We start from the raw sequence: 23,949 nt of genomic DNA, 5'->3' as shown, positions 1-23,949 counted from the left end.
CATGACGGCCACGGCCCCCACCTTTGCACAGGATCGACCCATGCCCGACCAATCCCCGCCGCCCATGCCGCCCAGCGCGGCCGTCACCACGCGTGAGGCGCAATTGCGCCTGCTGGACAGCCCCGATCCCCGGCTGGCCGCAAACAAGCGATTGGTGTGGGACATGTACCGCGAGATCGTGCAGGGCGGCCATGCCGACCGGGTGGAGGCCTATTTCACCCCCGAATATATCCAGCATAATCCCAATGTTGCCTCTGGGCGGGATTCGCTGGCGGCGTTCCTGCGCGGATCGCGCCCGGCGCGCCCGCTGGAAGACCGTATCGTGTTGCCGATGCTGAACATCATTGCCGAGGGCAACCATGTGCTGGTGATGTCCGAGCGCCCGATGCGCGACGAGGCCGGGCATCCCTATCGCACCACATGGTTCGACATGTACCGCATCGAGAACGGCAAAATCGCCGAACATTGGGATCCCGCGCTCAAAAGCGCGGCCATGCAGCATTTCGATCCCAACCGCATGGAAAAGTAGGCGCTGTGCGGGGGCGCTCATGCCGCCCCCGCATGGCCCTTTCACACCTTGTCGTAGTGATAGGGGGCGATCACCGGTTCGGGATAGGCCTCATACTGCATCGTGGGGGGTAGATCGGCCTGCAACCCATCGATCGAGCGCAGCAGTTTAACCCCGCCCTTGTTCCAGCCCTGATCGAATTCGGTATAGATGTTCATATAGCCGTGCAGCAGCGCGATGCGCCATTGGCCATCGACCAGCTTATATTCATTCTCATAGGTGGCCTCGCCCCAGCGGGCTTCGGCGTTCAGCGCCCCTACCATCATGAAGCTGCGCCAGCGGCCCTTGGCGGTGCCGGCGTCCACATCGATATGGATCACGGGCTGCAATTGCATGTGGTTGTAGAGCACGCCGTGGCCATAGGGCGGCAGGTGGTGCAAATAGGCGCGCACGCGCTCTTGCCCGACATAGACCCCGCGCCCGGCCAGTTCCAGCGTCGCGTCCGGCGCGAACAGGTCGGCCGCGTCATCCCACCGGCCCTTGTCGATGTAATAGCCATAGGCCGCCTGCAGGTTGCAGATCTCGACATAATGGTCGGCCTTGGCGGCGGCGCGCTGGGCGGTGGCCAGTTGCGCGCGCAGGTCGGCCACCGCCTGCGCCAATTGATCGATCCTCTCGTCCATATCTCTCCCCTATGTTCGCTTCGAACCGGCAGCTTACCCCCTTCCGTCGTGCATCGGCTTGTCTGAGCCTGCATGCGCGGCCGGAGAGTATATAGCCTTTGGGCTATTACGTATAACGCTTCACGGCGTTGCTTGTCGCGGCGGAAGGCGGGCAATCACGGGCCAAATCAGATGCATTCCGGGAGAAGACCATGCACCAGCCGGCAGTTCGCCGCCGATCATCCGCCATTTTGCGCCTGTCTTGTGGGCTGGGTTTGGGAAAAGTGGCCGTTGGTTCGGCCCTGACGATGGCAATGATGGTGCATGCGGCGTGGGGCTGGGCCGCGCAACCGGCGCAGCCATCCGTCCCGCCATCGGCGTCACCGCAGGCACCCAAGGTATGGCGGCACTATCCCCGCGTGCCCACCGCACCGGCGGGGGCCCCCAATGTGCTGCTGGTGTTGACCGATGATGTCGGCTTTGGGGCGTCCAGCACCTTTGGGGGGCCGATCCCCACGCCCACATTCGACACGCTGGCGGCGATGGGCCTGCGCTATACGCAGTTCCACACCACCGCCATGTGTTCCCCCACCCGCGCCGCGCTGCTGACCGGGCGCAACCATCACGCTGTAGGCTCCGGCTCGATCGCGGATGTGTCGGTGGATGAAGCGGGCTATACCTCGGTGATGCCGGCCAGCGCGGCCACACTGGGCCGGGTCTTGCACGGCAATGGCTATAACACCGCCTTTTTCGGGAAAAACCACAATACGCCCCCGTGGGAAGGTGGGCCGATGGGGCCATTCGAACATTGGCCCAACGGCATGGGCTTTGACTATTTCTATGGCTTCAACGCGGCGGCCACCGATCAGTTCAATCCCGATCTGATCGAGAACCGCAATCCCGTCCGGCGCGATCCGGCCGACAGCAGCTATCATTTCGACCGCGATCTGGCCGATCACATGCTGTCATGGTTGCGCAGCCAGCATGCCGTCCAGCCGGACAAGCCGTTCTTTCTGTATTACGCGCCGGGCGCCATGCATGATCCACAACAGGCGCCGCAGGCGTGGATCGAGCGGTTCCGTGGGCAGTTTGATGGCGGCTGGGACGCGATGCGTGAACAGACCTTTGCCAGGCAAAAGGCGATGGGGCTGATCCCGGCTTCAGCGCAATTGCCCGCCATGCCCGCTGGCGTGCCCCGCTGGAACAGCCTGAGCGCAGACCAGAAGCGCCTGTATGCCCGCATGATGGAAGTGGCCGCCGCGCAATTGGCCTATATGGATGACCAGTTTGGCAGGGTGATTGCGCATCTGCGCGAGAGCGGGCAGTTGGACAACACCTTGGTGATCTTCATCCAGGGGGACAATGGTGCCGCGCTGCACACATATGCAGGCAGCATCAATGCCTATGCCACCTTTGCGGGCATTCAGGAAAATGACGCGGATACCATGCCGCGCCTTAACGAGATTGGCTCGGAAAACACTTTCGGCAATTATCCGGTGGGCTGGGCGCTGGCCACCAACACGCCCTATCCCTGGGGCAAGACGGTGGCCTCGCAATTGGGCGGCCTGCGCGATGGCATGGTGATTTCCTGGCCGCGCCGCATCCGCGACCGGGGGGCGATGCGCAGCCAGTTCGGTCATGTGATCGATATCGCGCCGACCATTTATCAGGCCATTGGCATCACCCCGCCCGCACAGGTGGACGGGGTACGGCAACAGCCGATCGATGGCATTTCGCTGACCTATACCTTTGACCATCCCAGCGCGCCCAGCCGCCACCGCGAGCAATATTTCGAGATGCTGGGCAGCCGGGCCTATTATCGCGATGGCTGGCTGGCGGGGACAGCGGTGAACTGGAACCCGTGGGAGCCCAACCATACCAACCCGATGCAAACGCCATGGGAGCTGTATGATCTGCGGTCTGATCCAACCCAGACCCGGAATGTTGCCGCGCAATTCCCGGCAAAGCTGGCGCAATTGCGTGCCGCCTTTGACGTGGCGGCGCGGCGAAACCATGTCTATCCCCTGTCGGCGGATTTCTTTGCCCGTATCAATCCGCATCTGCGCCCGGCCGGGCTGGGCGCGGCGCGCAGCCGCACCTATTATCCGGGCGAGACGCGCTTGCCCGCGCAGCAATGGCCCGATCTGGTGCCCGGATGGCAAGCCCGCGTGAGCCTGAATGTCGCGGCGGGCGCTGCCAGCGGCCCGGTCTTCGCGCAGGGCACGCGCTTTGCCGGATATGGGCTGGCGCTGGAGAACGGCGTGCCGGTCTTCACCTATAACCCCACCGGCCGGGAGCAGGAGCGCCGGATCCTGCGGGCGCCTGCCGCACTGGCTCCGGGCAGCCATGTGCTGGAGGTGGCCTTTGCCCCCGCCACGCAAGGCGCGCAAATCCGCCTGAGTGTCGATGGCACGGTGGTGGCCACGCAGGAGACGCCGCGCGTGATCCGGATCATGGCGGGGCAGGCCTTTGTCGGGCAGCCAGCAATTGACGATCGCAGCGGGCCGCGCGCCTGTGGCTGCACCATTGCCCATGTGACGATTGCCACTCCTTGATGGCGGCCAGCATGGGGCGGGGCGGATGCCGGTCTGCCCCATTGTCGCGGGGGGGGGCTAATCCGCCCGGCGCGAGGGGGAAAGTAACGCATTGCGAACATGCGCGACAGCCCCCTTGGCGCGCGGATCGCGAAAGCCCCGACGTGTCAGCATGACGCGGAAGCCGGGGTCGAACTCCAGCGGCAGGCGCACTAGCCGCCCTGCTTCGGCCAGCGGCAACCCTTCCTCGTCGAACAGTAGGCCCAGACCCACACCCTGCACCACCAGTTCGGTCAGCACATCGACGAATTGCGCGCGCGCGGCCACCAGCCGGGGATAGATGCCCGCGTTGGTCAGCGTGTTGAGCATCCAGTCGTTCGCGGGCGCACTCACGGGCAGCATGATGATCGGCGCGGCGCTGATGCGCGCGATATCGGCCTCCAGCGGCGCGACCAGCGCCGGGGTGCCATACAGCCCCACCGACACCCGCCGCAGCACTTCACAATCCACGTCGGGAAACGAGATCGGCCGTCCGGTATAGCAGGCCAGATCAACCCGGCCGCTGCGCAACAGCGAGACCATCTCGTTGCCGGGGAAGGCGGGTATCAGCTCGATGTTGGGCAGGTTACCGGCGGCGTAATATTGCGCCAGCGACGGGCGGATGCAGTAATCGACAAGATAGGCTCCAGCCGCCACCCGCAGCGTATAGGAGGGGTCCTGCCGCTGGCCATGGTCGGGCATCTTGCGCGACTCGCGCAGCAGCATCCGTGCCTGATCCAGCATATCGCGGCCAAAGGGCGAGAGCCGCGCCGCCGACCCGCGCCTCCGCTCGAACAACTGGCCGCCGGCCTTGTTCTCCAGCGCGGTGATGTGATTGCTGACGGATGGCTGGCTGATGCCCAGACGCTCGGCCGTGATGCGGAAATTCTCATCCGCAGCGGCTTCCACAAAGATTTCGAGCTGGCGAAAGGTGAATGTCATATATAGCCTATTGCCTATATCGTATAAACGGTTGGTGCGTTGCTTTGCAAGGCCCCTGCGCCGCATCCTGCTCCCGCAAAACATGTTTTGGGAGAGTAGCATGCCAATTCGCGTCAAGCGCGTCCGACAGCGATTGTCGGCATCATCGATTGGGCGCGTCATGGCGGTCTGTCTGGCGCTGGCGGCGCCCGGATTGGGCAGGTCCCAGTCGCCGCAGACCACAGGAGCGGTCACGGTTGCCGCGCCTGCGCCACTCCCAGGCAGATGGAACCATTTTCCCGCGCCCGTGCGGGCCCCTGCTGGCGCGCCCAATGTCCTGCTGATTCTGACGGACGATGTGGGCTTTGGCGCTTCGTCCGCCTTTGGCGGGCCGATCCCCACGCCCGCGCTGGACGGGCTGGCGGCGCAAGGCCTGCGCTATACCGAATTCTACGTCACCGCCATGTGTTCCCCCACCCGCGCGGCGCTGTTGACCGGGCGCAACCATCATGCCGTGGGCAATGGCTCGATCAGCGATGTGGGCGTAGACGAGGAAGGCTATACCTCGATCATCCCGCGCAGCGCCGCCACGGTTGGGCGGGTGTTGCGCGACAATGGCTATGCCACCGGTTTTTTTGGCAAGAACCACAATACGCCGACATGGGAAAGCGGGCCGCTGGGCCCCTATGACCGCTGGCCGCTGGGCTTGGGGTTCGACTATTTCTACGGCTTCAACGGCGCGGCTACTGACCAGTTCCACCCCGAACTGATCGAGAACCTCAATCCGGTGCGCCGCGATCCGCGCGACGCCAGCTATTTCTTTGAGCGCGATGTCGCCGATCACCTGATCCACTGGCTGGATGTGCAACACAGCCTCCAGCCCGACCAACCGTTCATGGCCTATTACGCGCCGGCCGCGATGCACGGGCCGCAACAGGCCCCTGCCGAGTGGATCGCCCGGTTTCGCGGGCGGTTTGATGGCGGCTGGGACCAGATGCGTGCGGAAATCTTTGCCCGGCAAAAGCGCATGGGGATCATTCCGGAGAAGGCGACACTGGCGCCGCCCCCGCCCGGCGTTCCGACATGGGCCAGCCTGAGCCCCGACCAGAAGCGTCTGGCCGCGCGGATGATGGAGGTGGCCGCCGCGCAATTGGCCTATCTGGACGATCAGGTGGCGCGGATCATCGCCCGGCTCAAGGCAACTGGCCAGTATGACAACACGCTGATTGTCTTTGTTCAGGGGGACAATGGCGCGGCTATGCACAATCTGGAAGGTACGCTGAACGTCTATTCCGGCTTTGCCGATGTGCATACCAGCGCGGCTGAGAACCTGAGTCGGATCGACAGTGTGGGCGGGCCTGATACCGCCGGACTCTATCCCGTTGGCTGGGCCAGCGCGATGAACACGCCCTTTCCATGGGGCAAGACGATGGCCTCGCATTTGGGGGGCATCCGCAACGGCATGGTGATCAGCTGGCCGCGCCGCATTCAGGACCGTGGCGCAATCCGCCGCCAGTTCGGCCATGTGGTCGACATCGCGCCCACGCTGTATGAAGCGATTGGCATCACCCCGCCGCAACAGGTGGACGGCACGGCGCAGCAACCCATCGACGGCACATCGCTGGTCTACAGCTTTGCCGACGCTCGCGCGCCCAGCCGCCACCGCGAGCAATATTTCGAAATGCTGGGCAATCGCAGCTTTTACCGTGATGGCTGGCTGGCCTCGACGGTGCCTGCGGTAGCGCCTTGGGTGTTCAACACTGGCGATCCCAACCAGTTGCGCTGGGAACTGTATGACCTGACGCATGATTACGCCCAAACGCGCAATGTGGCCGCGCAGCACCCTGACAAGCTGGCCGAATTGCAGGCCGGTTTCGATGCGGCGGCGCGGGCCAATCATGTCTATCCGCTGGCCAGCAATTTCATCAGCCGTCTGGCGCCGGGGCTGCGCCCGCAAGCCATTCCACCGCGTGGCGAGATTGTCTTCCGCCCGGGCGATACGCGCTATCCCATCGCTGCATGGGCCAATGTGACGCGCAACTGGCAGGCGGCGTCCCGGTTATCGGTGTCCAGCGACCATGACAGCGGGCCGGTGTTCAACGCGGGCACCAGTTTCTCGGGCTATGGTTTGCAGCTGGAGCGCGGGGTGCCGGTGTTTGATTACAACCCGACCGGCCGCACGCAAGAGCGGCGCAGCCTGCGCGGGCGCGCGCCGCTCTCGGTGGGGGCGCATGAGGTCACGGTCACATTCGTGCCGATGGCGCAAGGCGTGGACATGACCCTTTCGGTCGATGGCGTTGAGCAGGCGCGGGCGCATGCCGATCGCTTTGACCGCGTGGTCAATGGCTATGCGATGATTGGCCAGGCGGCGCTGGGCGACACAAGCGGGCCGCAGGGCTGTGGCTGCACCATCCAGTCGGTGACGATTACCATTCCATAATGGCCGCCACGCGCGGCCCGAAAATCTTACGAATATACAAGGGGGGAGAGACATGAAAACATATGCCTACGCGGTGTCCATCGCAGCCATGGCGGCTGGTTTGGGGACAAGTGCCCACGCAGCAGAGGTGCCTGCCGCGCCTGCCGCGCCTGCTGCGCCCACGGCCGAGGAGATCGTGGTGACCGCGCAGTTCCGGTCGCAGAATTTGCAGAAGACACCCATTTCGATCACCGCCATTTCGGGCGACATGCTGACCGCGCGCAGCCAGTCGAACGTGTCGCAGATCGCCGCGCAAGCGCCGGGCCTGAACCTGCAACCGGGTAACCAGAGCTTTGGTCCCTCGATGGCGGCCTCGATCCGCGGGGTGGGTCAGTTCGACTTCAGCCCGGCGGTGGAGCCGGGCGTGGGCATGTATGTTGATGATGTCTATTACCCCTCGTTGATGGGGGCGATGTTTGATCTGCTGGATCTGGACCGCATCGAAATCCTGCGCGGGCCGCAGGGCACGCTGGCCGGGCGCAATTCGATCGGCGGCGCGCTCAAGCTCTATTCGCGGCGCCCGACGGGCAGCAACATCGGCATGGTGCAGGCTGGCTATGGCAGCCGTAACCGTCTGGACCTGCGCGCCAGTGGCGATTTTGGCATCACCGACAATCTGAGCGCGCGCATTTCTGGGGCGGCCAAGCGGCAGCAGGGCTATGTCGATGTCTATGACTTCGGCTGCGTCAACCAACAAGGCAGCGCGATCAACCCGACCAGCGGGGGCATCCCGGCCACTCGGCCCACGGGTCAATGCCTGACGGGGCGTGACGGCAATGTTGACTATCAGGCGGTGCGCGCCCAGTTGCGCTATCACCCCGGCGCGGCGCTCGATATCCTGCTGTCGGCGGACTATGTCAGCGACAACCATTCGCCCGCGCCCACGGTCCTGTTGACGGCTAACAACGCCGCCGCCGGAGCGGTGCGCGGGTCCTATAGCGGCGTGGCGCTGGATTCGCGTTTTGTCTGCGGGCCTTATTGCAATTACGAAAACGGGCAGATGCCCGCCGATACGGCCAATGGCATCCCCTATGCCACGACGCGCCCGCTGGGCACCAGCTATGAAGGCTATGGCTTTTCCGGTCAGGGCGATGTCCAGATTTCGCCCAGCCTGAAACTGACCTCGATCACCGGCTATCGCTATTTCCACACCGTCTATGCGATCGACGGCGATCTGACGCCCTTGCCCGCCAATGGCGCCAACACCGACATGCGCACGCGCTTTTTCAGTCAGGAAGTGCGCCTGAACGGCAAGGCGCTGCATGACCGGCTGAACTATACGCTGGGCGGCTATTACAGCGATCAGAACACGGTCTATGCCAATGTGCAGGATCTGCGCACGTCGGGCCTGCAATTCGCCAGCTTGGGCGATACGGTGCCGGCCAAATCCTTTGCCCTGTTCGCCCAGACATCGTGGGAGGTGCTGCCGCATCTGACGTTGAACGGGGGCATCCGCCGTACGCATGAGCAAAAGGATTACACCTTCTCCCGCCGCTTTGCCAATGGCGCGACCGGACAGCCGCGCGTGGGATCGCTGGATGAGCAGACCGGGGCTTATGCCGAAACGCGCTATGACTATCGGGCGAATATCCAGTACGAATGGTCGCCGCGCGTGATGACCTATGCCCAGTTCTCCACCGGCTACAAGGGCGGCGGCATCAACCCGCGCCCGTTCTTCCCCTCGCAGGTGCAGCCTTTCAGCTCGGAATCGCTTAAAGCCTGGGAAATTGGTCTGAAGAGCGAACTGTTCGACCGGCGGGTGCGCTTCAATGCCTCGGCGTTTTTCAACCAATACAGCAATATCCAGCTGGTGCTGACATCATGCCCGCTGTTCACGCCCGGTGGCGCGGCGGCGCCCTGTGCGATGACCGCCAATGCCGGCGATGCCGAGGTCAAGGGCTTTGAAATCGAGACCACCTTGCGGCCGGTCGCGCATCTGAGCATTGATGCCTCGCTCAGCTATCTGGATTTCCAGTACAAGAGCATCGCAGCCGCGGCGGCGGCAGGCGCCAATGGGGTGCGCCTGACCGACATCACGCCTTATACCAGCCCGTGGAAATGGAGCATCGGCGGGCAGTATGAGATCGAACTGCCCGGCGGGAGTTCGCTGACCCCGCGCTTTGACGTTGCCTATCAGTCCACCTTCTATACCCAGCCGCGCAATGTGCCGACATCGGCCGTGCCTGCCTATACGGTGATGAACGGGCGGGTGACGTGGCGCAATGCGGCGCGCAATCTGGATGTCACGGCTGAAGTGACCAACATCGCCAATCGCTATTATCTGGTCAACGTATTCGATCAGACGACAGCGGGTGGTTTCTCCAGCGGGCAGCCGGCCCGTCCGCGCGAATGGGCCTTGATCGTCACCAAACGTTTTTGATTGCGCGGCCTCCATGGCGTTGCGGCGTCATGGAGGCTGGTTCGCCGCCGTTCCCCGCCAGCCGTGTCCGGGACCTGCCATCTTTCACGGTTGTCACCCCCGCCGCCCCCATGCTTCAAGGGCGCACAGAACAGCCAACACGGGGAAGGAGCCGACAACATGGCGCAGGACACGCAAGTGGTGAAACTGGTGACTTTGCTGCGGCGCAAGCCGGGCATGACCATGGCCCAGTTTGTCGAGCGGTACGAGACGGTCCATGCCCGGCTGGGCGCGCGGGTGCTCTCGGGCTATGCCACGCGCTATGTCCGGCGGTTCATGTACCCGTTGGCGGGTGATGTGGATGCGACCGATCGCCCGCATGATGTGGTGATGGAGATCTGGTTCCCCGACCGCGCCACGCTGGACCGCTGCATGGCCTATTTGACGCAGGCAGACATCGCGGCGGAAATCGCGGCCGACGAGGAGCAGGTGTTTGACCGCGCGGCCACGGTTTGCGCCATCGTGGACGAGCACGAGACCGCCTTGCCGCCGGTGGCGTGATCCGGCGGTGATTGGGGGAGGCGGCGGAAAAGGGACTTGCCGCGCGGCGCGTTTGCCCGCAGCCTGCCTGCCATGCCAGCCTTCACAGGCGCGACGTGGAGAGGACAATGATCGCAGCAGGAAAGACCTATGCCGGCGGGTGCCTTTGTGGCGATGTACGCTATGCGCTGACCGGCCCCAGCCTGTTCGAGCAACAGTGCTGTTGCAAGGATTGCCAAAAGGCCACCGGAACCGGCCACACCACAATCATCGGCGTCCATCAAAGCCAGCTGGCCGTGACCGGCACGCCCGCCACCTATACCACCCATGGGGAAAGCGGCGGTACGGTGACGCGCCATTTCTGCGGGCGCTGCGGCGGGCGGCTCTATACCTCGGGGTCGCTGCCCGGAGAGGTGGTGATGGTGCAGGCCGGATCGCTGGATGATCCCGATGACGTCAGCCCGCAGGCGGTGATCTATCTGAAGCAGGCGGTGGGCTGGGACCATTTCGATCCGGCCGTGCCGCAATTTGATCACTATGCCCCGATGAGTCAGGAAACGCTGGACGCGATGGTGGGCAAGCTGCCGGGCTGATCCCGCCGCCGCGTTACGCGCCATCGCGTAGGACCACGCACAGCTTCGTCCAACCATGTCCTTTCGTGCCTTCGTAGCCACTGGCCCGGTATGGTCGGCGGCTGGCATTGCGAAAGGACGCTCGTGGCACTGACTGATCATCTGCTGGGCAAGGGGCGGGGCCTGAACAGCATCCCTGTACGCTTTGCATTGATGGCTCTGGTCATGTCGGCGCTGGTGGCCTGGCTGGTGTCGGGCTGGTGGGTCAACCTGCAAGGTCCGGCGCGCTGGGCGGTGCTGGTAGGCATTCTGGCGCTGCCGGTGGCGGTCAACTTTGCCGCGGCGTCCAAGCTGGCGGGCATGATCCGCGCCCTGCGCAACAGCACACAGGCGCTGGTGTCAGGCGATTTTGATCGTCCGGTCGATATAGACTGTGCCTGCGAGGTGGGCGGTCTGGCTGACAGTTTCCGCGCCATGGTCGGGCGGTTGAACAGCAATATCCTGCGCATGAACGTGCTGGCCTATACTGATGCGGTGACGGGCCTGCCCAACCGCGCGGTGATTTCGCACATCCTGTCGGTGGCACAGCGCGACCAGACCGATGCCTGCGCCGGGGCGATGGTGTTCATCGATCTGGACGGGTTCAAGCGGGTGAACGACACGCTGGGCCATGACGCGGGCGATGAATTGCTGCGGCAGGTGGCCGGGCGCGTGGTCGAACGCGGTCTGGGCCTGACGATGCAGGATCTGGACAATTGCACCACTACCTTTGGCGAATTGTGCCAGAGCTGTCCCACCCGCCCGGTCTTTGCCCGCTTTGCCGGGGACGAGTTCCTTTTGCTGCTCCCTGGCCACCATGAGCGCGCCGCGCTGGACGCCATCGCGCGTTCGATCGGTGCGGCGCTGGCCGAAAGCTTCAACGTGTTCAACAACGAGGTACATATCAGCGCCAGCATGGGGATCGCGCGCTTGCCCGAGGATGCGGCCACGCCCGACCAGTTGCTGGCCTATGCCGACATCGCGATGTATCGCGCCAAGGAAGGCGGCAAGAACGCCCATGTATTCTTTGACGCCTCGTTGAAAGGCAAGGTCGAGGAACGCGCCCTGATCGAGCGCGAATTGCATCAGGCGGTTGAGCGCGACACACTGGAATTGCATTATCAGCCCAAGTTTGACGCCGACACCATGGCGGTCACCGGAGTAGAGGCGCTGGCGCGCTGGACCTGCCCGGGGCTGGGCCCGGTCTCGCCCGAGGTGTTCGTGGGCATTGCCGAACAATGCGGGCTGATGGTGCCAATGGGTGGATCAATCCTGCGCATGGCGATCCGTCAGGCGCGCGCGTGGCAGGACGCTGGACAGCCTATGCGCGTGGCGGTCAATGTTTCGCCGGTACAGTTCGAACGCCCCGGCTTTGTCGAGCTGACGCTGGAACTGCTGGCTGAATACGACCTGCCGCCCGCCTTGCTGGAACTGGAAATCACCGAGACCATCGCCATGGCCGATTTCGTCCGCACACGTGAGCGGGTGGATGCATTGCGGTCGGCGGGGATTGCCATTTCGATTGATGATTTCGGCATCGGCTATTCCAACCTGTCGCAACTGGCGCGGCTGGAATATGATGCGCTCAAGGTGGACCGGTCGCTGGTGGCCAGCATCGGCGCCCATGGCAAGACCGAGAGCATGTTGGCCGCGATCATCACCGTGTCACAGGTGCTGGGCCACAAGGTCATCGCCGAAGGGATCGAGCGCCCTGAACAGATCGCCTATTTGCGCGCGCGCGGCTGTCAGGAATTTCAGGGCTATTTGTTGGCGCGCCCCATGCCTGCGGCGGAACTGGAACGCTGGCTGGCCACGCGCGGCGAGAGCCCGGTGCATGCGCTGAACCAACGGGTGGCCGACGCGCTGAAGCTGGCGGGGTAGATCAGGCGGGGTAAGGCTGACGGGGCAGGGGCGCTCGCTGGCCTGTTTCATTCCACGCACAACCCTCTTGACCAAGGCTTTGGAATTGTGCATTCGCCCCTCCTCGGACGCGGCAGCGACACGGTCTGCGGACCCAGGCGATGCGGGTGTAGCTCAATGGTAGAGCAGCAGCTTCCCAAGCTGAATACGAGGGTTCGATTCCCTTCACCCGCTCCACTTACAGCATACATGGCTGACGTTTGCGGCCCCAAGGTTTGAAATGGGGCTTCACCCTCGTCCGTGGCGAGAGTGAGCAGGCGTGGCTTGCCAGATGCGCCCCGGCTCAGGGTTATGCTCGGTGAATGTGTGCCAGCCTTCACATCGCTGTGATCGCGCTGGCCGGCTTGGCGCGATGCCCAAGAGCGCCGTGTATGGCGCCGCCTAGAACAGCTCGATCGCTGCCCCGCCATCGCAAGCGCCCGGGCCGGTATGCGCAGCTCTCTGCTCTTCCATCACATAGTTTTCGAGGATTAGCGTCAGGCAGCGCGCAATCGAACTGTCGGGCGGCGCCTCGCCATTAATGATTGCCTGGCTCAGCGAGACGAAATGGTCCGATATCATGTTCAACGCCTGGCCTACCAGCTCGATCTGCTGGCGCGCGACATCCTGGAACTGGATCGAGCCAACCAGATTCATCAGCGGTTCGTCCATTTCATGGGCACGGCTGCGCACGGCCTCGATCAAGCCGCCCTGCATGGCGATCATGCGCTGCATATTCTCTTGCAGCCGGTCAAAAGTGGTCTGGAGATGATTGATGCTGTCGTTGTCGCGCGTTTCCTGCTCGTTGAAGTCCTGCACCAGCCGGCTGCGGATCAGCTCGTCCATTTCCTTGAGTTCGCCGCGCAGGTTCTGCGCCAGATCGCCGGTCTGGGTTGCCAGCCCGCGGATCTCCTGCGCGATCACATCAAGCCCGGTCTGTTGACCGAGGCTGGCGATGCGGATTCGGGCATTGATCGCCAACAGGTCGGTCTGGCGGCGGATCTTTTCGATGTCCTCGAGGTGATCCTTCATGCGTACCGACACACGGTTGACCTCCGAGAGATTGTCCCGGATGCGGCATTGCGTCGCGAGGTGATGGCGCACCAGATCGCGGATCATCGTGTGGCCTTCGCCGATGCTGTTAATCACAGCATCGCTCGCGTGGAGAAACTCGCTGCTGTTCACCGTGTGGGTGACGTATTGGACTAGACCACTCAGGTCGCCCTCGATGTGGAGCACCTGCCCCATGATCTCCTCGGCAGCGCGCTCGGTGCCCGAGCAGACATTGTCAAGATGACGCTGCATAATTTCGACAAAGTTGGCGTAGCTGCCCATTTCCTGGATCAGCGACAGCGTTTCGGGGCGCAGGCCCAGGCTCAGCGCATGCGCGGCCATTTGCGGCAGGTCGCTCATTTGCCCCTGCGCCAGCCATTCCGGATTGGGGGCGGGCGCGAGCGTTGCTTCTGGCTCAGGCGGAAGCGCAACGGCCTCCTCCACCTCATATGTGGACTTAGCCGGGCTGGCCCATGCGCTCAGCGATTTCCACCAGGCCCCCACCTCATGCCCCCGGCATGACTTGGCGCACCACGCCAAGCAGGTCATTGGGCTGAACCGGTTTAACCAGCCAGCCGGTCGCCCCAGCGCTGCGCGCCTCCTGGCGCTTGTCCTGGGCGCTTTCGGTGGTCAGCATCAGCACAGGCGTAAAGCGGGTGGCGCTATTGGCGCGGATCGCCTTGATCACATCGATGCCGTTCATGCCGCGCATGTTCAGGTCGGTAATCACCAGGTTGGGCCGCACGCCGTTTTGCAGCGCGCGCACTGCATCCTCGCCGCTCGGCGCCTTTGACACCTGGAACCCCGCGCGGCTGAGGACGCCTTCCATACTCATCAGAATTGTGGGGGAATCATCAACAATCAGAATGTGCTTCATGCCAGCACCTGTTCAATGGAAGGCTTGGTGCGTTTGCGCGAAGCGATACGCGTGGCGGAAGCCACAGGCGCCGGCAACAGAGGTGAGATCCAGCGGGCCAGCCTCTCCTCCTTGGGCAGCGCCTTTATCGCTGGGGCCAGCACCAGCAAAGGCTGCAAAAGCGCGGTGTGCAGATTGCGGCATTGCGCCAGATCGACCTTGCGCGCGGGCTTGGCCAGCAGCCATTCGGTCAGCTCGCTGGCATCTTCAATACTGCATTCGCCCACGAATTTGGCCGTGGTCGTCGAATAGCTGATGGGCATCACAGCAGCTCCTTGAGGTTGAGGACAAGCAGCACGCGCCCGTCACCCAGTACCGCTGTGCCGGCAAATCCACCCATGTGCATGAGGATGCCAGCAAAAGGTTTTAGGATAATGTCCATGCCTGTGCCAAAATCATCTATAATCAGCCCTACAGTCGAATTGCCAATTTTAAGGATTAGGATCGACTCGAGTGCCTTATCGCCTGGATCCATGCCCAGAATCTTGCGTAACCGCACGATAGGGATGACCGTGTCGCGCAGCACAACCGCCTCGGCTTCCTTCATCCGGCGGATCGAGTGGCTACCAATGCGCACTGTCTCGACCACCAGATCCATCGGCACGCCATAGAGCTGGCCTGCCAGTTCTATGGTGAGCACACGGGTAATCGCCATGGACAGTGGCAGCTTGAGGACCACTTTCGTGCCCTCGCCCGCATAAGAGCTGAGCAGGACATTGCCGCCATGTCGCTCGACCACCGTGCGTACGGCGTCCATGCCCACGCCCCGGCCGGACAGATCGGACACTTGCTCGGCGGTCGAAAAGCCGGGCAGGAACACCAACTGTACCGCCTGATCGTCGGTGAGGCCGCCGGCGCGTTCGGCATCAAGCAGGCCGCGTTCGACCGCTTTTGCCCGCACCCGGCCAGCGTCAATGCCGCGCCCATCGTCGCTGACCTCGATCACAACGCTGTCGCCCTCCTGGAAGGCGCGCAGGCGCAAGGTTGCCGTTTCGTCCTTGCCCAGCCGCGCCCGTTCCGCCGGCAACTCGATGCCATGATCGAGGCTATTGCGCAGCACATGGGTTAGCGGCTCGGCCAGTGCCTCGATGATGTTCTTGTCGGCCTCCGTCGCCTCGCCTTCGATGACCAGTTGCACTTTTTTGTCGAGTTTGCGCGCCACATCGCGCACCAGCCTCGGGAAGCGGCGGAACAGGTCGGACACCGGCATCATCCGAATGTCCATCACCGAGTTCTGCATCTGGCGGGCGATGCGGTCGATCACCGCATATTTGTCCTTGATCTCGCGGGCGAGTTCACGGCAGCCGAACTTCATCTCGGCATCGCGCGCCAGGAAGGGCAGCGCATTCTTGGCCACGACCAACTCGCCCACCAGATTCATCAACGTGTCGACTTTGACCTGCTCGACCCGCAAGGTCTTGTCGGTACTCGGTTCGACCCGCTCGACCGCGAGGTCGGCCGCGCGCGGGACAGGCGCGAACTGGGCGGCACTGTCTTCATCGGGGGGACCTGCGGGCGCGTCGGGTTTAAGCAGCGCGTCGATCGCTTGTGCCACATCCTGAGAGGTGGCGCCCTGATCCACCAGCGGGGAAGGCAGGCCTTGTGAACTGCACAGATTGCGCAAGGTGACGGCGATGTCGTCAACCTGTCCGTGGCGGCCGGGCATGGAAAGGGCGCGGCGTTGCGCTTCGAGCAATTCCACCGCCAGCGCGGTGAGCTTGCGCTTGGTTGGTGCGCTGGGCCCAGATGCTGATGCCTGCTCTGGCACCGTGTCGCGGGGCAGCGTTTGCAAGGCGACTTCAACCAGTTCGATGCAGTCGGGCACATAGCGGTAGTGCATTTCGACTTCGGCCCTTGTGGCCGCCGAAGCGATCAGGAACATCAGATTGCAGGCGTAGGGGTCAAACCGCGAAGGGTCGGGCCAGGGTTCGCGCGGCTGAATGTCGAGCCAGGCCATCTGTGGGGTTTGCAAGACCGTAAACAGCGGGTCATCGCCCGAAAAGAAGCAGCCTTCCTCGGGCGTGTAGCGCAGCAGAACCAGCGCATCTACGCCCATGGCCGCCGCGGTGATCGCCTCGCGCGCGGGCTCGGCCCAAGCGGGCCACGCGTCATAGGCGATGTCCCCGCTAGCCTGCGCCGCCGCGCGTTCGCCGCCCAGCCGCGCGCGATAGAGTGCTGCAAACTGGCGGGCAATGCCCATGGTATCGGGCGCGAGCTTGCCATCGCGGTGGAATTGGTCGAGCCAGCCGTTGACATGGTCGAGCCCGGCCAGCAGCTCATCGGTCGCCGCGCCATCCATGCGCAGCTTGCCATCGCGCATTGCGCCCAGCAGATCCTCGCCGGCATGGACCAGATGGATCAGCGCGGGCAGGTCAAACAAGCCAGCAGCACCCTTGATCGAATGGACGCAACGGAACAGATTGTTGATCGCTTCCTGATCCTCGGGCTTGCGTTCGAGCGCGAGCAACGCACTGTTCGCCTCGTCAAGCAATTCGCGCGTTTCGGCCACGAAGCTGGCTGCCAATTCGGCGTTTTCGGCCTTGTTGTCCATTTGGTCGCTCATCGCGGGGCTACTCCCGTCATCAGCTGCACCGTCTCGATGAAGCGCGTCGGATCGATAGGCTTGGTCAGATAGAAATTGGCGCCCGAAGCATAGGCGCGGGCAATGTCCTCACTGCCTTGTTCCGTGCTCATCATCACCGCAGGCGTATGGCGCAGATCGGAGCGGCGCCGCACCTCGGCCAGAAAGGCATAGCCGTCCATCTTCTGCATGTTGATGTCGACGACGAACAGGTCAAACGCCTGCCCCAGCGCGACTTCCAGCCCTTCGAGCCCGTTGATCGCCTCAAACGCCTCATAGCCGGCGCGTTTCAGCAATTGCGAGCAGTAGAGGCGTACGGTCAGCGTGTCATCGACCACCAGAACCCGACCCTTGGGCGCAGGCGCATCCTCCGGGGCGCAGGCCGTGGCCCCTGACGGCGTGCTCGTAGACGCAGGACCGCTCGGCGCGGGGCTCATGGTGTGTTGCGGCTGGGTCATGACACAGGCCTTTGATGGACAATCGCCTCGGGGAATTTGCGGGGGTTGAAGATATTGGATATGCGGCTCATGCTTTCCGAATGGCCAAGCGCCACAAAGCCGCCCGGATTGAGCGCCTCGTAGAAATGCTCGGCGGCCCGGCGGCGCGAGAGGTCGTCGAAATAGATCAGCAGATTGCGACAGAAGATCACGTCGATGCCGCGCATCCGTGCCATCTGGGTCGGGTTGCAAACATTGACGAGGCTGAAATCGACCGACTCGCGTAAGTCATCAATCACCTGCCAGCGGTCATTATCCAGCTTGCGGAAATAGGTGTCGCGGACCTTGGTTGGCACCCGATGGAGCGCCCGGGCCTCGTAAATGCCCTCTTGCGCGCGGCCCAGCACCCTGCTGTCGATGTCGCTCGCCAGAATCTCGATGTCGAAGTCATTGGCCCGGCCCCAGTTCTCCAGGATCGAGATCGCGATTGTGTAGGGCTCCTCGCCGGTTGAACAGGGCACCGACCAGATGCGGATCGGCGCGCGATTGTTGCCGCGCCTGTCGGCGATTTCGTCGAGCATATGCCGCGTAAGGCATTGGAACTGGTAGTCTTCGCGGAAGAAATAGGTCTCGTTGACCGTCATCTCGTTGATCAACGCCTGCATCTCGCCGCCGCCAGGCTGGAATTTGACCAGAGCAAGGTATTCGCGGAACGTCTTGCAGTCATTGGCCGCCATGCGCTCTTCGAGCCTGCGGTCGATGAAATAGCGCCGGCTGGCATCCATGCTTATGCCAGTCTTCTTGTAGAAGAAGTCGCAAAAGCTCACGACATCTTCGGCAGATATCTTGGGAGGGGCCGCCACGGGCGGTCGGCTCATGTCATTCACCGCTTCAACCCTCCCGGATCCGGGTCATGGCGGTTTCAGCAGCAAAGGCCAGATAGGGTTCGCGAGGGAAACGTTCGATGATCGCCTGCAGCACTGGCAACGCATCGCGGCGCCCAGTGCCGCCTATTGCCTCGGCAAGGTTGGAGCAGACATTGGCGTCCTGCTCCTTTGCGGCGAGCGCGATGAGCCAGTCGGCGGTGCGCTCAGAGGGGAGTTCGTTCGCCATCATCACCGCAAAGATCCGCACATCGGGGTCATCGCAAAAGGCGAGCGGCGCCAGCAGCCCCATCGCCTGCTCGGGCATGGCCACCAAGGCTTCCAGCGCGCCATTGCGCAGCGCCGGGTCGGCGTTGGAAAGCAGTTCGGCCAAGCCTTGCGCCGCTTCGCTGGTGCCCAGCGCTGCCAGTTCGGTAAAGGCCGCCTGCCGCACGATGTTCTCATGCTCCTCGCGCAACAGGCCCAGCAGTGCGGCGACCGGATTGGGCTCCTCGACGCATTGTTGCACCGCGCGGCGCCGTTCCATCGGATCGTCCGAATCCAGGCTTGCTGGGGAGACACCGGATTGAGACGCCGGATTGGCAACATTTTCTGCGGCTTTGGCTTTGAGCAGGGCCATCGTCAGTTGCTCCTAATCTTGTCGTCGATACGCGAGCGGGTGAAAGCAACACGTTCCAATTTTGCGGCCATGTCACTGGCGTCCAGCACGTCGCAGGCCCCGCCAGCTTCGATCAACGCCCGCGGCATGCCATAGACCACGCAGCTCTCCTCGCTTTCGGCCATGGTGTAGCCGCCAGCTTTGCGAAGCGCGGTCATCTCGGCGGCGCCATCATCGCCCATGCCGGTCATCAGCACGCCGATCAGGCTATCGGCGGTCACGCATTTCATAGCGCTTTCAACCAGCCGGTTCACGCTCGGGTGCCAGCTATAGTTGCGAGAGGGCGGCACGATGGTGGCCACCAGCTTGTCATTGCGGATCATCACGATCATGTCGGCGTCACCGCGCGCCACATAGATCGTGCCGGCCTCCAACTCGGTCTGTTTGCGCAGCTCGACCACAGGCATCGGGCAGATGCGGTTGAGCCGCTCGGCAAAATGGCGGGTGACGCTGGAGGGCATATGCTGGCAGACCAGCACCGGCATCGGGTAGTCGGCGCTCAGGCAGGACAGCAATTCTTCCAGCACTGCCGGCCCGCCGGTGCTGGCGCCCACCAGTGTCAGCGCTTCGACGCTCGTGGACGGCTGGCGACGGCGCAGAGGCTGCCCCAGGATCGTTTCGCGCCGCGCCAGCAGTCGCTGGCGCAGATTGGCGGTGCGGCGCGGGCGCGCTCTGGCCGCAGCCGTCACCTTTTCGAGGATGATCTCCTCGCAGCTGCGCAAATTGGCAGAAACCGTGCCGCCCGGCTTTTGCATGAAATCGACCGCGCCCAGCGCAATCGCCTCCAGCGTGGCCAACGCGCCATCCTCGGTCAGCGAGGAGATCATTACCACCGGCGTCGGGTGCTCGGTCATGATCCGCGACAAACAGGTCAGCCCGTCCATTTCAGGCATGTTGATGTCGAGCGTCACAACATCGGGCTTCTCGATCGGCAGTCGTTCGATGGCCTCTGCCCCGGTGCGGGCGCTTGCCACATCAAACCCCCCGCGCGTCAGAATGTCGCCAATCTGGCGGCGCATCAGAGCGGAGTCATCAACAACAAGAGCCTTCATCGCACGGTGCCTACCGATAATTTATGGCAGCTCAGGCGGCTGCCGCTGCCACGGCCTCGATCTCGCTTGCATCAAGCATCCGATCGGCATCGAGCAACAGGATCATCCGCTTTGCCTCGGGCAGGTTGGCTACACGGCGGATCACCTTGCGCTGCCCTTCCGACATTGCGGGCGTGGGTTTGATACGGTCGCGGCGAATCCGCATCACTTCGGACACGCTATCGACGATGAAGCCGGTCTGTACCCCACCCAGCCTGAACACCATGATCCGCTGGCGGTCATTGGCTTCGAGTGCGGGCAGGCCAAAGCGGGCGCGCTGATCGATCAAGGGGATGACCGAGCCGCGCAAATTCATCACGCCGCGGATGAAATCCTTGGTGCGGGGGATCTTGGCCACGTCCTCGGGCACGCGCACGATTTCCTGTACGCTCTCGATGCCAACGCCAAATTCCTCGTTGATCAGGCGGAAGACGACGAATTGCTCTTCCTCCACCTTGGATGCCGCTGCACGATTGCGCGAAGCCTCGCCCTTCATGTTCACATCGCCACCTGCTTGCTTGAGGGTGTCCTCGATCGCTTCGGGATCAAACATCGCCTCGGCTGAAAGGATGGACACCAGACGCTTGCCACCATTCAACCGGCACAGCGCAGTGATCTCGGAGATATCGCCATTGGCGGCCATGACGCCCGGCATGGCGTCAATCCCGGAGGAACGCACCCGCAGCACCTCGTTGACCTTGTCGAGCACGAGGCCCACCAGTGTCTGGCGAGGCCCCACCGACACCACCGCGACCCGCTGGTGCTCTTCGCATTCGGCAGGCTCGAGCCGGAACTGGCGGCGCAAGGACACCACCGGCAGCAGCCTTTCGCGCAAGGTGATCACCCCCATTACGCTGCTCGCCGCCTTGGGCACCTTGGTCACTTTTTCGGGTAGCTGCACGATCTCGCGCACGCTGGCGATCGGCAAGGCATATTCCTGTCCTGCCACTTCAAAGCTGACAAGCTGGATTTCTTCATCGTCCGATGTGGGTTCGTCACGGGTCGCGCTCACCGCGCTATCCTCGGCCAGCTTCGAGACATGCTCCCGCGCCTGAGCGGCAAGCAGTTCGAATTCCTGGGCGATCAAGCGGCGGGTTTCGAGCACCATCACCAACCCCATGCCGTCCTGATCGCGGATCATGCCGCGCAGCAGATCGGAACGAATACTGGTTTCCACCTCGCTCGCCGACTCTATCCGATCGGGTTCGACCGTCACCACACTGGCCACCTTGTCGACGACAATACCGATCGGATGGCCATGGTCGAGAATGACCACGCGGGTGGCATCGTCCGCATCACGGCGCGGCAGGTCGAACAACAGGCGGGCATTGACAATCGGCAGTACCGTGCCTCGCAAATTCGCCAGCCCCTCAAGGCTGGGCGGCGCCAGCGGTACCCGCACCACGTCAGGCATGCGGATGATTTCCTTCACTTCATCCAGGCTGACCGCGAAATTCTCGCCGTCCACCGCAAAGATGGTGAATTGCTGCGACACAGTCTCCAGCGCCACGACGCCTTCGGCATTTGGGTCAATATGAGAATGCAACATCGTCAGCCTCCCTCGGCTGTTGCGTGGGGGCACTAAGGCCCCCCGCACGAGCTGAGGATCAGGCGGACTGCAGTTCGTCTGCCATCGAGGCGATTTCCTCGATAGCGCCGGCCAGTTCCTCGGCGCCCTGGCTCTGCTGACGCGCAGCCGAAGCGGCTTGCGTAGAGGCCTGCGAGGCTTGCGTCGCGGCCGAGGCGATCTGGTTGATACCAGTTTGCACCTCGCCTACCTGCCGCAGCATCTCGGCGGTGTTTTCGCGGATCGATGTGTTGCCGGCCATCACCTCGGCCATGTCGTCCGTCACGCGGGTCAGGTCGGCGGTGATGACCTTGTTCTTTTCCACTTCGTCCAGCGCGGCGCGGTTGATATCGTCGAGGTCGCGCGAGACATCGCCGATCTGCTCCTGGATGGTGCGGACCATATCCTTGATGCGGTCGGCATTCTCCGAGGATTCCTCCGCCAGATTGCGGATGTCATTGGAAACCACCGCAAAGCCCTGGCCAAAATCGCCTGCGCGTGCGGCTTCGACCGAGCCATTGACCGCAAGCATGTTGGTCTTGATGCCAACCGTGGTAATCGCGTCGACAATCTTGTCGATCCGGCGCGAAACGCTGCTCAATTGCGCCACTTGCTGGCGTAGTCGGGCATTGCTTTCGACCGATTGGGCGACCCCCTCGATCATGCCTTCGACCGCCGAGCGGCTGTCGGCAATGAGTTGCGAAATCTGTGTGCCCCTGTCGATCGCCAGGGAGGCAGCTTCTGCCGAACGATCGGCCCCCTTGCGGATCTGCTCGATCGCTGCGCTGGACTGATTGGCAGCAGCCGCGGCCGCCTCGGCGCCATTGCCGATCTGACTGATCGCCACCATGATCTGGCTGGCCGAACGGTTGATTTCCTCGACCGCGCTGGACAATTCCTCGGCAGCGCTGGCCACTTCCTCGGCGCTCTTGCGCACATCAGTGGCGTTTTTCAGGTCCTCTGTCAGTTCCGAGAGCATTTGGGCCGTGGCGTCGGATTCGCGCAGAGCTGCGCCTTGCTGTTCGAGCGTTGCGAGCGCTTCCTCGCAAGCGGCAGATTGTTCGGCCGCAGCGCTGCTGACGGCTTCAGAGCCTTTCTGCGCTTCGCCGATGGCGGTTTCCGATTCTGCGTTGAGTCGCGCGATTTCCTCGGCGCCGGTCAGCACAGCGGTCATTTCGACACGGATGTGGGAAAGGCGCTCGGTCACTTCGGCGCCTTTCTGGGCTTCGCTGCGAGCGCCCTCGGCCGAGGACAGGATGCCTTCAGCAATCACCTTCACCTCGCCCTGGATCTGCCCGACCAGATCCTGAATTTCGGTGGCGCTCTTCTCGCTGATTTCAGCCAGCGTGCGGACCTCGTCGGCCACCACCGCAAACCCCTTGCCATGCTCGCCTGCGCGGGCCGCCTCGATGGCGGCGTTTAGCGCGAGTAGGTTGGTCTGGTCGGCAATACGGGCCACAGCCTTGACGATATCGCCAATATTGGCCGCCTGGGTCTCGAGCTCGTTGACGATCTGCACCGAACGCGTCTGGCGCTCCGAGGCGGTTTCGAGCGCGCGCACCGAGGCCGCGATCTGCGCGCGGTTGTCTTCGATCAGATTTTGCAGCGAGCGGGTCTTGTCAAGGCTGACATCAGCGGCCTTTCGGCAATCGCGGATCAGGCCATTGATGATGGTGACATTGCGTAGCGACTGGGCGGCCGCGCTGGAGGCTTCCTCAGCACCGGACGCCACTTGCTGCATGGCCGTCTGGAGCAGATCAAGCGCTTCACTGGCCTCGCTCACGCCGCCTGACAGTTCGGTGGTGGCTGCCGCGATGCGCTCCGCGGCTTGCTGCTGGCGGGCATAGGTGCGGGCCTGACGCTTGTGGGCCTCGGCATCGCGATCCGTTTTTGCGGCGACAGGGCGGCTTGCTGTCTTGGCACCTTTTAGCGCATTGGTGGCAAGTACGCCCTTATCGATAGCGTTGGCGCCGATCTGTTCCTTTTTAATCAATGCCATGAACTGAAACTCCCGTCAGTCGCGGCAAATAATGTCAATTAGTACGAATCGATTGGCCGCTTGCCAAACTTGATGCAATGCAACCCGTTTTATTATTGAAGACAATCGCATGTGTAATTATGTTTACGTAAGTTCACTAGGTCGTGGACTCATGAACGCGCAGCCACAGCCGCATTGAAACGAGCTGGATCATGGCGAGGAAGTTTTCGGC

The 23,949-nt window shown here is 63.1% G+C and carries 19 protein-coding genes and 1 tRNA gene; 8 read left to right on the top strand and 12 right to left on the bottom strand.

The annotated features are described in order from the left end of the window. Positions 1–40: 40 nt before the first annotated feature. Complete coding sequence (locus GTZ99_RS12805) at positions 41–529, top strand: nuclear transport factor 2 family protein (protein WP_161719496.1); 489 nt, start codon at positions 41–43, stop codon at positions 527–529. A 41-nt stretch (positions 530–570) separates the two neighbouring features. Here GTZ99_RS12805 and GTZ99_RS12800 read toward each other — a convergent pair whose 3' ends face one another. Then, on the bottom strand, positions 571–1,191 hold the full coding sequence (locus GTZ99_RS12800; protein ID WP_161719494.1) for a nuclear transport factor 2 family protein: 621 nt from the start codon (positions 1,189–1,191) through the stop codon (positions 571–573). Between the two features lie 263 nt (positions 1,192–1,454). Here GTZ99_RS12800 and GTZ99_RS12795 point away from each other — a divergent pair, with 263 nt between their 5' ends. Beyond that, positions 1,455–3,725, top strand: a complete 2,271-nt coding sequence (locus GTZ99_RS12795; RefSeq protein ID WP_320076682.1) for an arylsulfatase — start codon at positions 1,455–1,457, stop codon at positions 3,723–3,725. Between the two features lie 57 nt (positions 3,726–3,782). On the opposite strand, the gene GTZ99_RS12790 is transcribed toward GTZ99_RS12795, so the two are convergent. Continuing rightward, on the bottom strand, positions 3,783–4,685 hold the full coding sequence (locus GTZ99_RS12790) for a LysR family transcriptional regulator (RefSeq protein ID WP_161719490.1): 903 nt from the start codon (positions 4,683–4,685) through the stop codon (positions 3,783–3,785). Positions 4,686–4,971: 286 nt separating this feature from the next. Here GTZ99_RS12790 and GTZ99_RS12785 point away from each other — a divergent pair, with 286 nt between their 5' ends. The 6 genes from GTZ99_RS12785 to GTZ99_RS12760 all read left to right on the top strand — a co-directional run bounded on the left by GTZ99_RS12785 (position 4,972) and on the right by GTZ99_RS12760 (position 12,750). Then, complete coding sequence (locus tag GTZ99_RS12785) at positions 4,972–7,104, top strand: arylsulfatase (RefSeq protein ID WP_320076681.1); 2,133 nt, start codon at positions 4,972–4,974, stop codon at positions 7,102–7,104. Between the two features lie 52 nt (positions 7,105–7,156). Beyond that, positions 7,157–9,523 carry a TonB-dependent receptor gene (locus tag GTZ99_RS12780; protein WP_227711329.1) on the top strand — a complete coding sequence of 789 codons (2,367 nt, stop codon included), beginning with the start codon at positions 7,157–7,159 and terminating at the stop codon, positions 9,521–9,523. 159 nt (positions 9,524–9,682) lie between these two features. Continuing rightward, complete coding sequence (locus GTZ99_RS12775; RefSeq protein ID WP_161719486.1) at positions 9,683–10,063, top strand: EthD domain-containing protein; 381 nt, start codon at positions 9,683–9,685, stop codon at positions 10,061–10,063. Between the two features lie 107 nt (positions 10,064–10,170). After that, entirely contained in the window at positions 10,171–10,635 is a 465-nt protein-coding gene (locus GTZ99_RS12770; RefSeq protein ID WP_161719484.1) for a GFA family protein, read from the top strand. Positions 10,636–10,758: 123 nt separating this feature from the next. Further along, positions 10,759–12,534 carry a putative bifunctional diguanylate cyclase/phosphodiesterase gene (locus GTZ99_RS12765; RefSeq protein ID WP_161719482.1) on the top strand — a complete coding sequence of 592 codons (1,776 nt, stop codon included), beginning with the start codon at positions 10,759–10,761 and terminating at the stop codon, positions 12,532–12,534. A 142-nt stretch (positions 12,535–12,676) separates the two neighbouring features. Further along, positions 12,677–12,750: transfer RNA gene (locus tag GTZ99_RS12760), tRNA-Gly, on the top strand. A gap of 204 nt (positions 12,751–12,954) precedes the next feature. Here the strand turns inward: GTZ99_RS12760 and GTZ99_RS12755 are convergent. The 10 genes from GTZ99_RS12755 to GTZ99_RS12710 all read right to left on the bottom strand — a co-directional run bounded on the left by GTZ99_RS12755 (position 12,955) and on the right by GTZ99_RS12710 (position 23,738). Beyond that, positions 12,955–14,049 (bottom strand): methyl-accepting chemotaxis protein, encoded by a 1,095-nt coding sequence (locus tag GTZ99_RS12755; RefSeq protein WP_161719480.1) that lies wholly within the window; start codon positions 14,047–14,049, stop codon positions 12,955–12,957. Positions 14,050–14,110: 61 nt separating this feature from the next. Further along, positions 14,111–14,482, bottom strand: coding sequence for a response regulator (locus GTZ99_RS12750; RefSeq protein ID WP_161719478.1), 372 nt, complete (start codon positions 14,480–14,482; stop codon positions 14,111–14,113). Then, entirely contained in the window at positions 14,479–14,784 is a 306-nt protein-coding gene (locus tag GTZ99_RS12745) for a hypothetical protein (protein ID WP_201742527.1), read from the bottom strand. The genes GTZ99_RS12750 and GTZ99_RS12745 overlap by 4 nt, the downstream gene beginning before the upstream one ends. Further along, entirely contained in the window at positions 14,784–17,084 is a 2,301-nt protein-coding gene (locus GTZ99_RS12740; RefSeq protein WP_161719476.1) for a chemotaxis protein CheA, read from the bottom strand. Before GTZ99_RS12740 ends, GTZ99_RS12745 begins: the two co-directional genes overlap by 1 nt. Further along, positions 17,081–17,440 carry a response regulator gene (locus GTZ99_RS12735; RefSeq protein ID WP_201742526.1) on the bottom strand — a complete coding sequence of 120 codons (360 nt, stop codon included), beginning with the start codon at positions 17,438–17,440 and terminating at the stop codon, positions 17,081–17,083. Before GTZ99_RS12735 ends, GTZ99_RS12740 begins: the two co-directional genes overlap by 4 nt. 116 nt (positions 17,441–17,556) lie before the next feature. Continuing rightward, on the bottom strand, positions 17,557–18,417 hold the full coding sequence (locus GTZ99_RS12730) for a CheR family methyltransferase (RefSeq protein WP_161719474.1): 861 nt from the start codon (positions 18,415–18,417) through the stop codon (positions 17,557–17,559). A 13-nt stretch (positions 18,418–18,430) separates the two neighbouring features. Next, positions 18,431–19,042: a HEAT repeat domain-containing protein gene (locus tag GTZ99_RS12725; RefSeq protein WP_161719472.1), complete on the bottom strand. Its 612-nt coding sequence runs from the start codon at positions 19,040–19,042 to the stop codon at positions 18,431–18,433. A 2-nt stretch (positions 19,043–19,044) separates the two neighbouring features. After that, on the bottom strand, positions 19,045–20,133 hold the full coding sequence (gene cheB, locus GTZ99_RS12720; protein ID WP_161719470.1) for a chemotaxis-specific protein-glutamate methyltransferase CheB: 1,089 nt from the start codon (positions 20,131–20,133) through the stop codon (positions 19,045–19,047). A 31-nt stretch (positions 20,134–20,164) separates the two neighbouring features. After that, the gene (locus GTZ99_RS12715) at positions 20,165–21,721 is read right to left on the bottom strand and encodes a chemotaxis protein CheW (protein WP_161719468.1); all 1,557 of its coding nucleotides are present in this window, start codon (positions 21,719–21,721) and stop codon (positions 20,165–20,167) included. A gap of 58 nt (positions 21,722–21,779) precedes the next feature. Next, positions 21,780–23,738, bottom strand: coding sequence for a methyl-accepting chemotaxis protein (locus GTZ99_RS12710; RefSeq protein ID WP_161719467.1), 1,959 nt, complete (start codon positions 23,736–23,738; stop codon positions 21,780–21,782). Positions 23,739–23,949: the final 211 nt, after the last annotated feature.

The sequence above is a fragment of the Novosphingobium ovatum genome, from assembly GCF_009909235.1.
Taxonomy (GTDB): Bacteria; Pseudomonadota; Alphaproteobacteria; order Sphingomonadales; family Sphingomonadaceae; genus Novosphingobium; species Novosphingobium ovatum.
This window is presented reverse-complemented; position numbering and strand designations above follow the sequence as displayed.

Bases quoted from the DNA above. Each gene is read 5' to 3' on its own strand.
- GTZ99_RS12805 (WP_161719496.1), top strand. From the start codon at position 41: ATGCCCGACCAATCCCCGCCGCCCATGCCGCCCAGCGCGGCCGTCACC.
- GTZ99_RS12800 (WP_161719494.1), bottom strand. From the start codon at position 1,191: ATGGACGAGAGGATCGATCAATTGGCGCAGGCGGTGGCCGACCTGCGC.
- GTZ99_RS12790 (WP_161719490.1), bottom strand. From the start codon at position 4,685: ATGACATTCACCTTTCGCCAGCTCGAAATCTTTGTGGAAGCCGCTGCG.
- GTZ99_RS12780 (WP_227711329.1), top strand. From the start codon at position 7,157: ATGAAAACATATGCCTACGCGGTGTCCATCGCAGCCATGGCGGCTGGT.
- GTZ99_RS12775 (WP_161719486.1), top strand. From the start codon at position 9,683: ATGGCGCAGGACACGCAAGTGGTGAAACTGGTGACTTTGCTGCGGCGC.
- GTZ99_RS12770 (WP_161719484.1), top strand. From the start codon at position 10,171: ATGATCGCAGCAGGAAAGACCTATGCCGGCGGGTGCCTTTGTGGCGAT.
- GTZ99_RS12750 (WP_161719478.1), bottom strand. From the start codon at position 14,482: ATGAAGCACATTCTGATTGTTGATGATTCCCCCACAATTCTGATGAGT.
- GTZ99_RS12745 (WP_201742527.1), bottom strand. From the start codon at position 14,784: ATGCCCATCAGCTATTCGACGACCACGGCCAAATTCGTGGGCGAATGC.
- GTZ99_RS12740 (WP_161719476.1), bottom strand. From the start codon at position 17,084: ATGAGCGACCAAATGGACAACAAGGCCGAAAACGCCGAATTGGCAGCC.
- GTZ99_RS12730 (WP_161719474.1), bottom strand. From the start codon at position 18,417: ATGAGCCGACCGCCCGTGGCGGCCCCTCCCAAGATATCTGCCGAAGAT.
- GTZ99_RS12725 (WP_161719472.1), bottom strand. From the start codon at position 19,042: ATGGCCCTGCTCAAAGCCAAAGCCGCAGAAAATGTTGCCAATCCGGCG.
- cheB (WP_161719470.1), bottom strand. From the start codon at position 20,133: ATGAAGGCTCTTGTTGTTGATGACTCCGCTCTGATGCGCCGCCAGATT.
- GTZ99_RS12715 (WP_161719468.1), bottom strand. From the start codon at position 21,721: ATGTTGCATTCTCATATTGACCCAAATGCCGAAGGCGTCGTGGCGCTG.
- GTZ99_RS12710 (WP_161719467.1), bottom strand. From the start codon at position 23,738: ATGGCATTGATTAAAAAGGAACAGATCGGCGCCAACGCTATCGATAAG.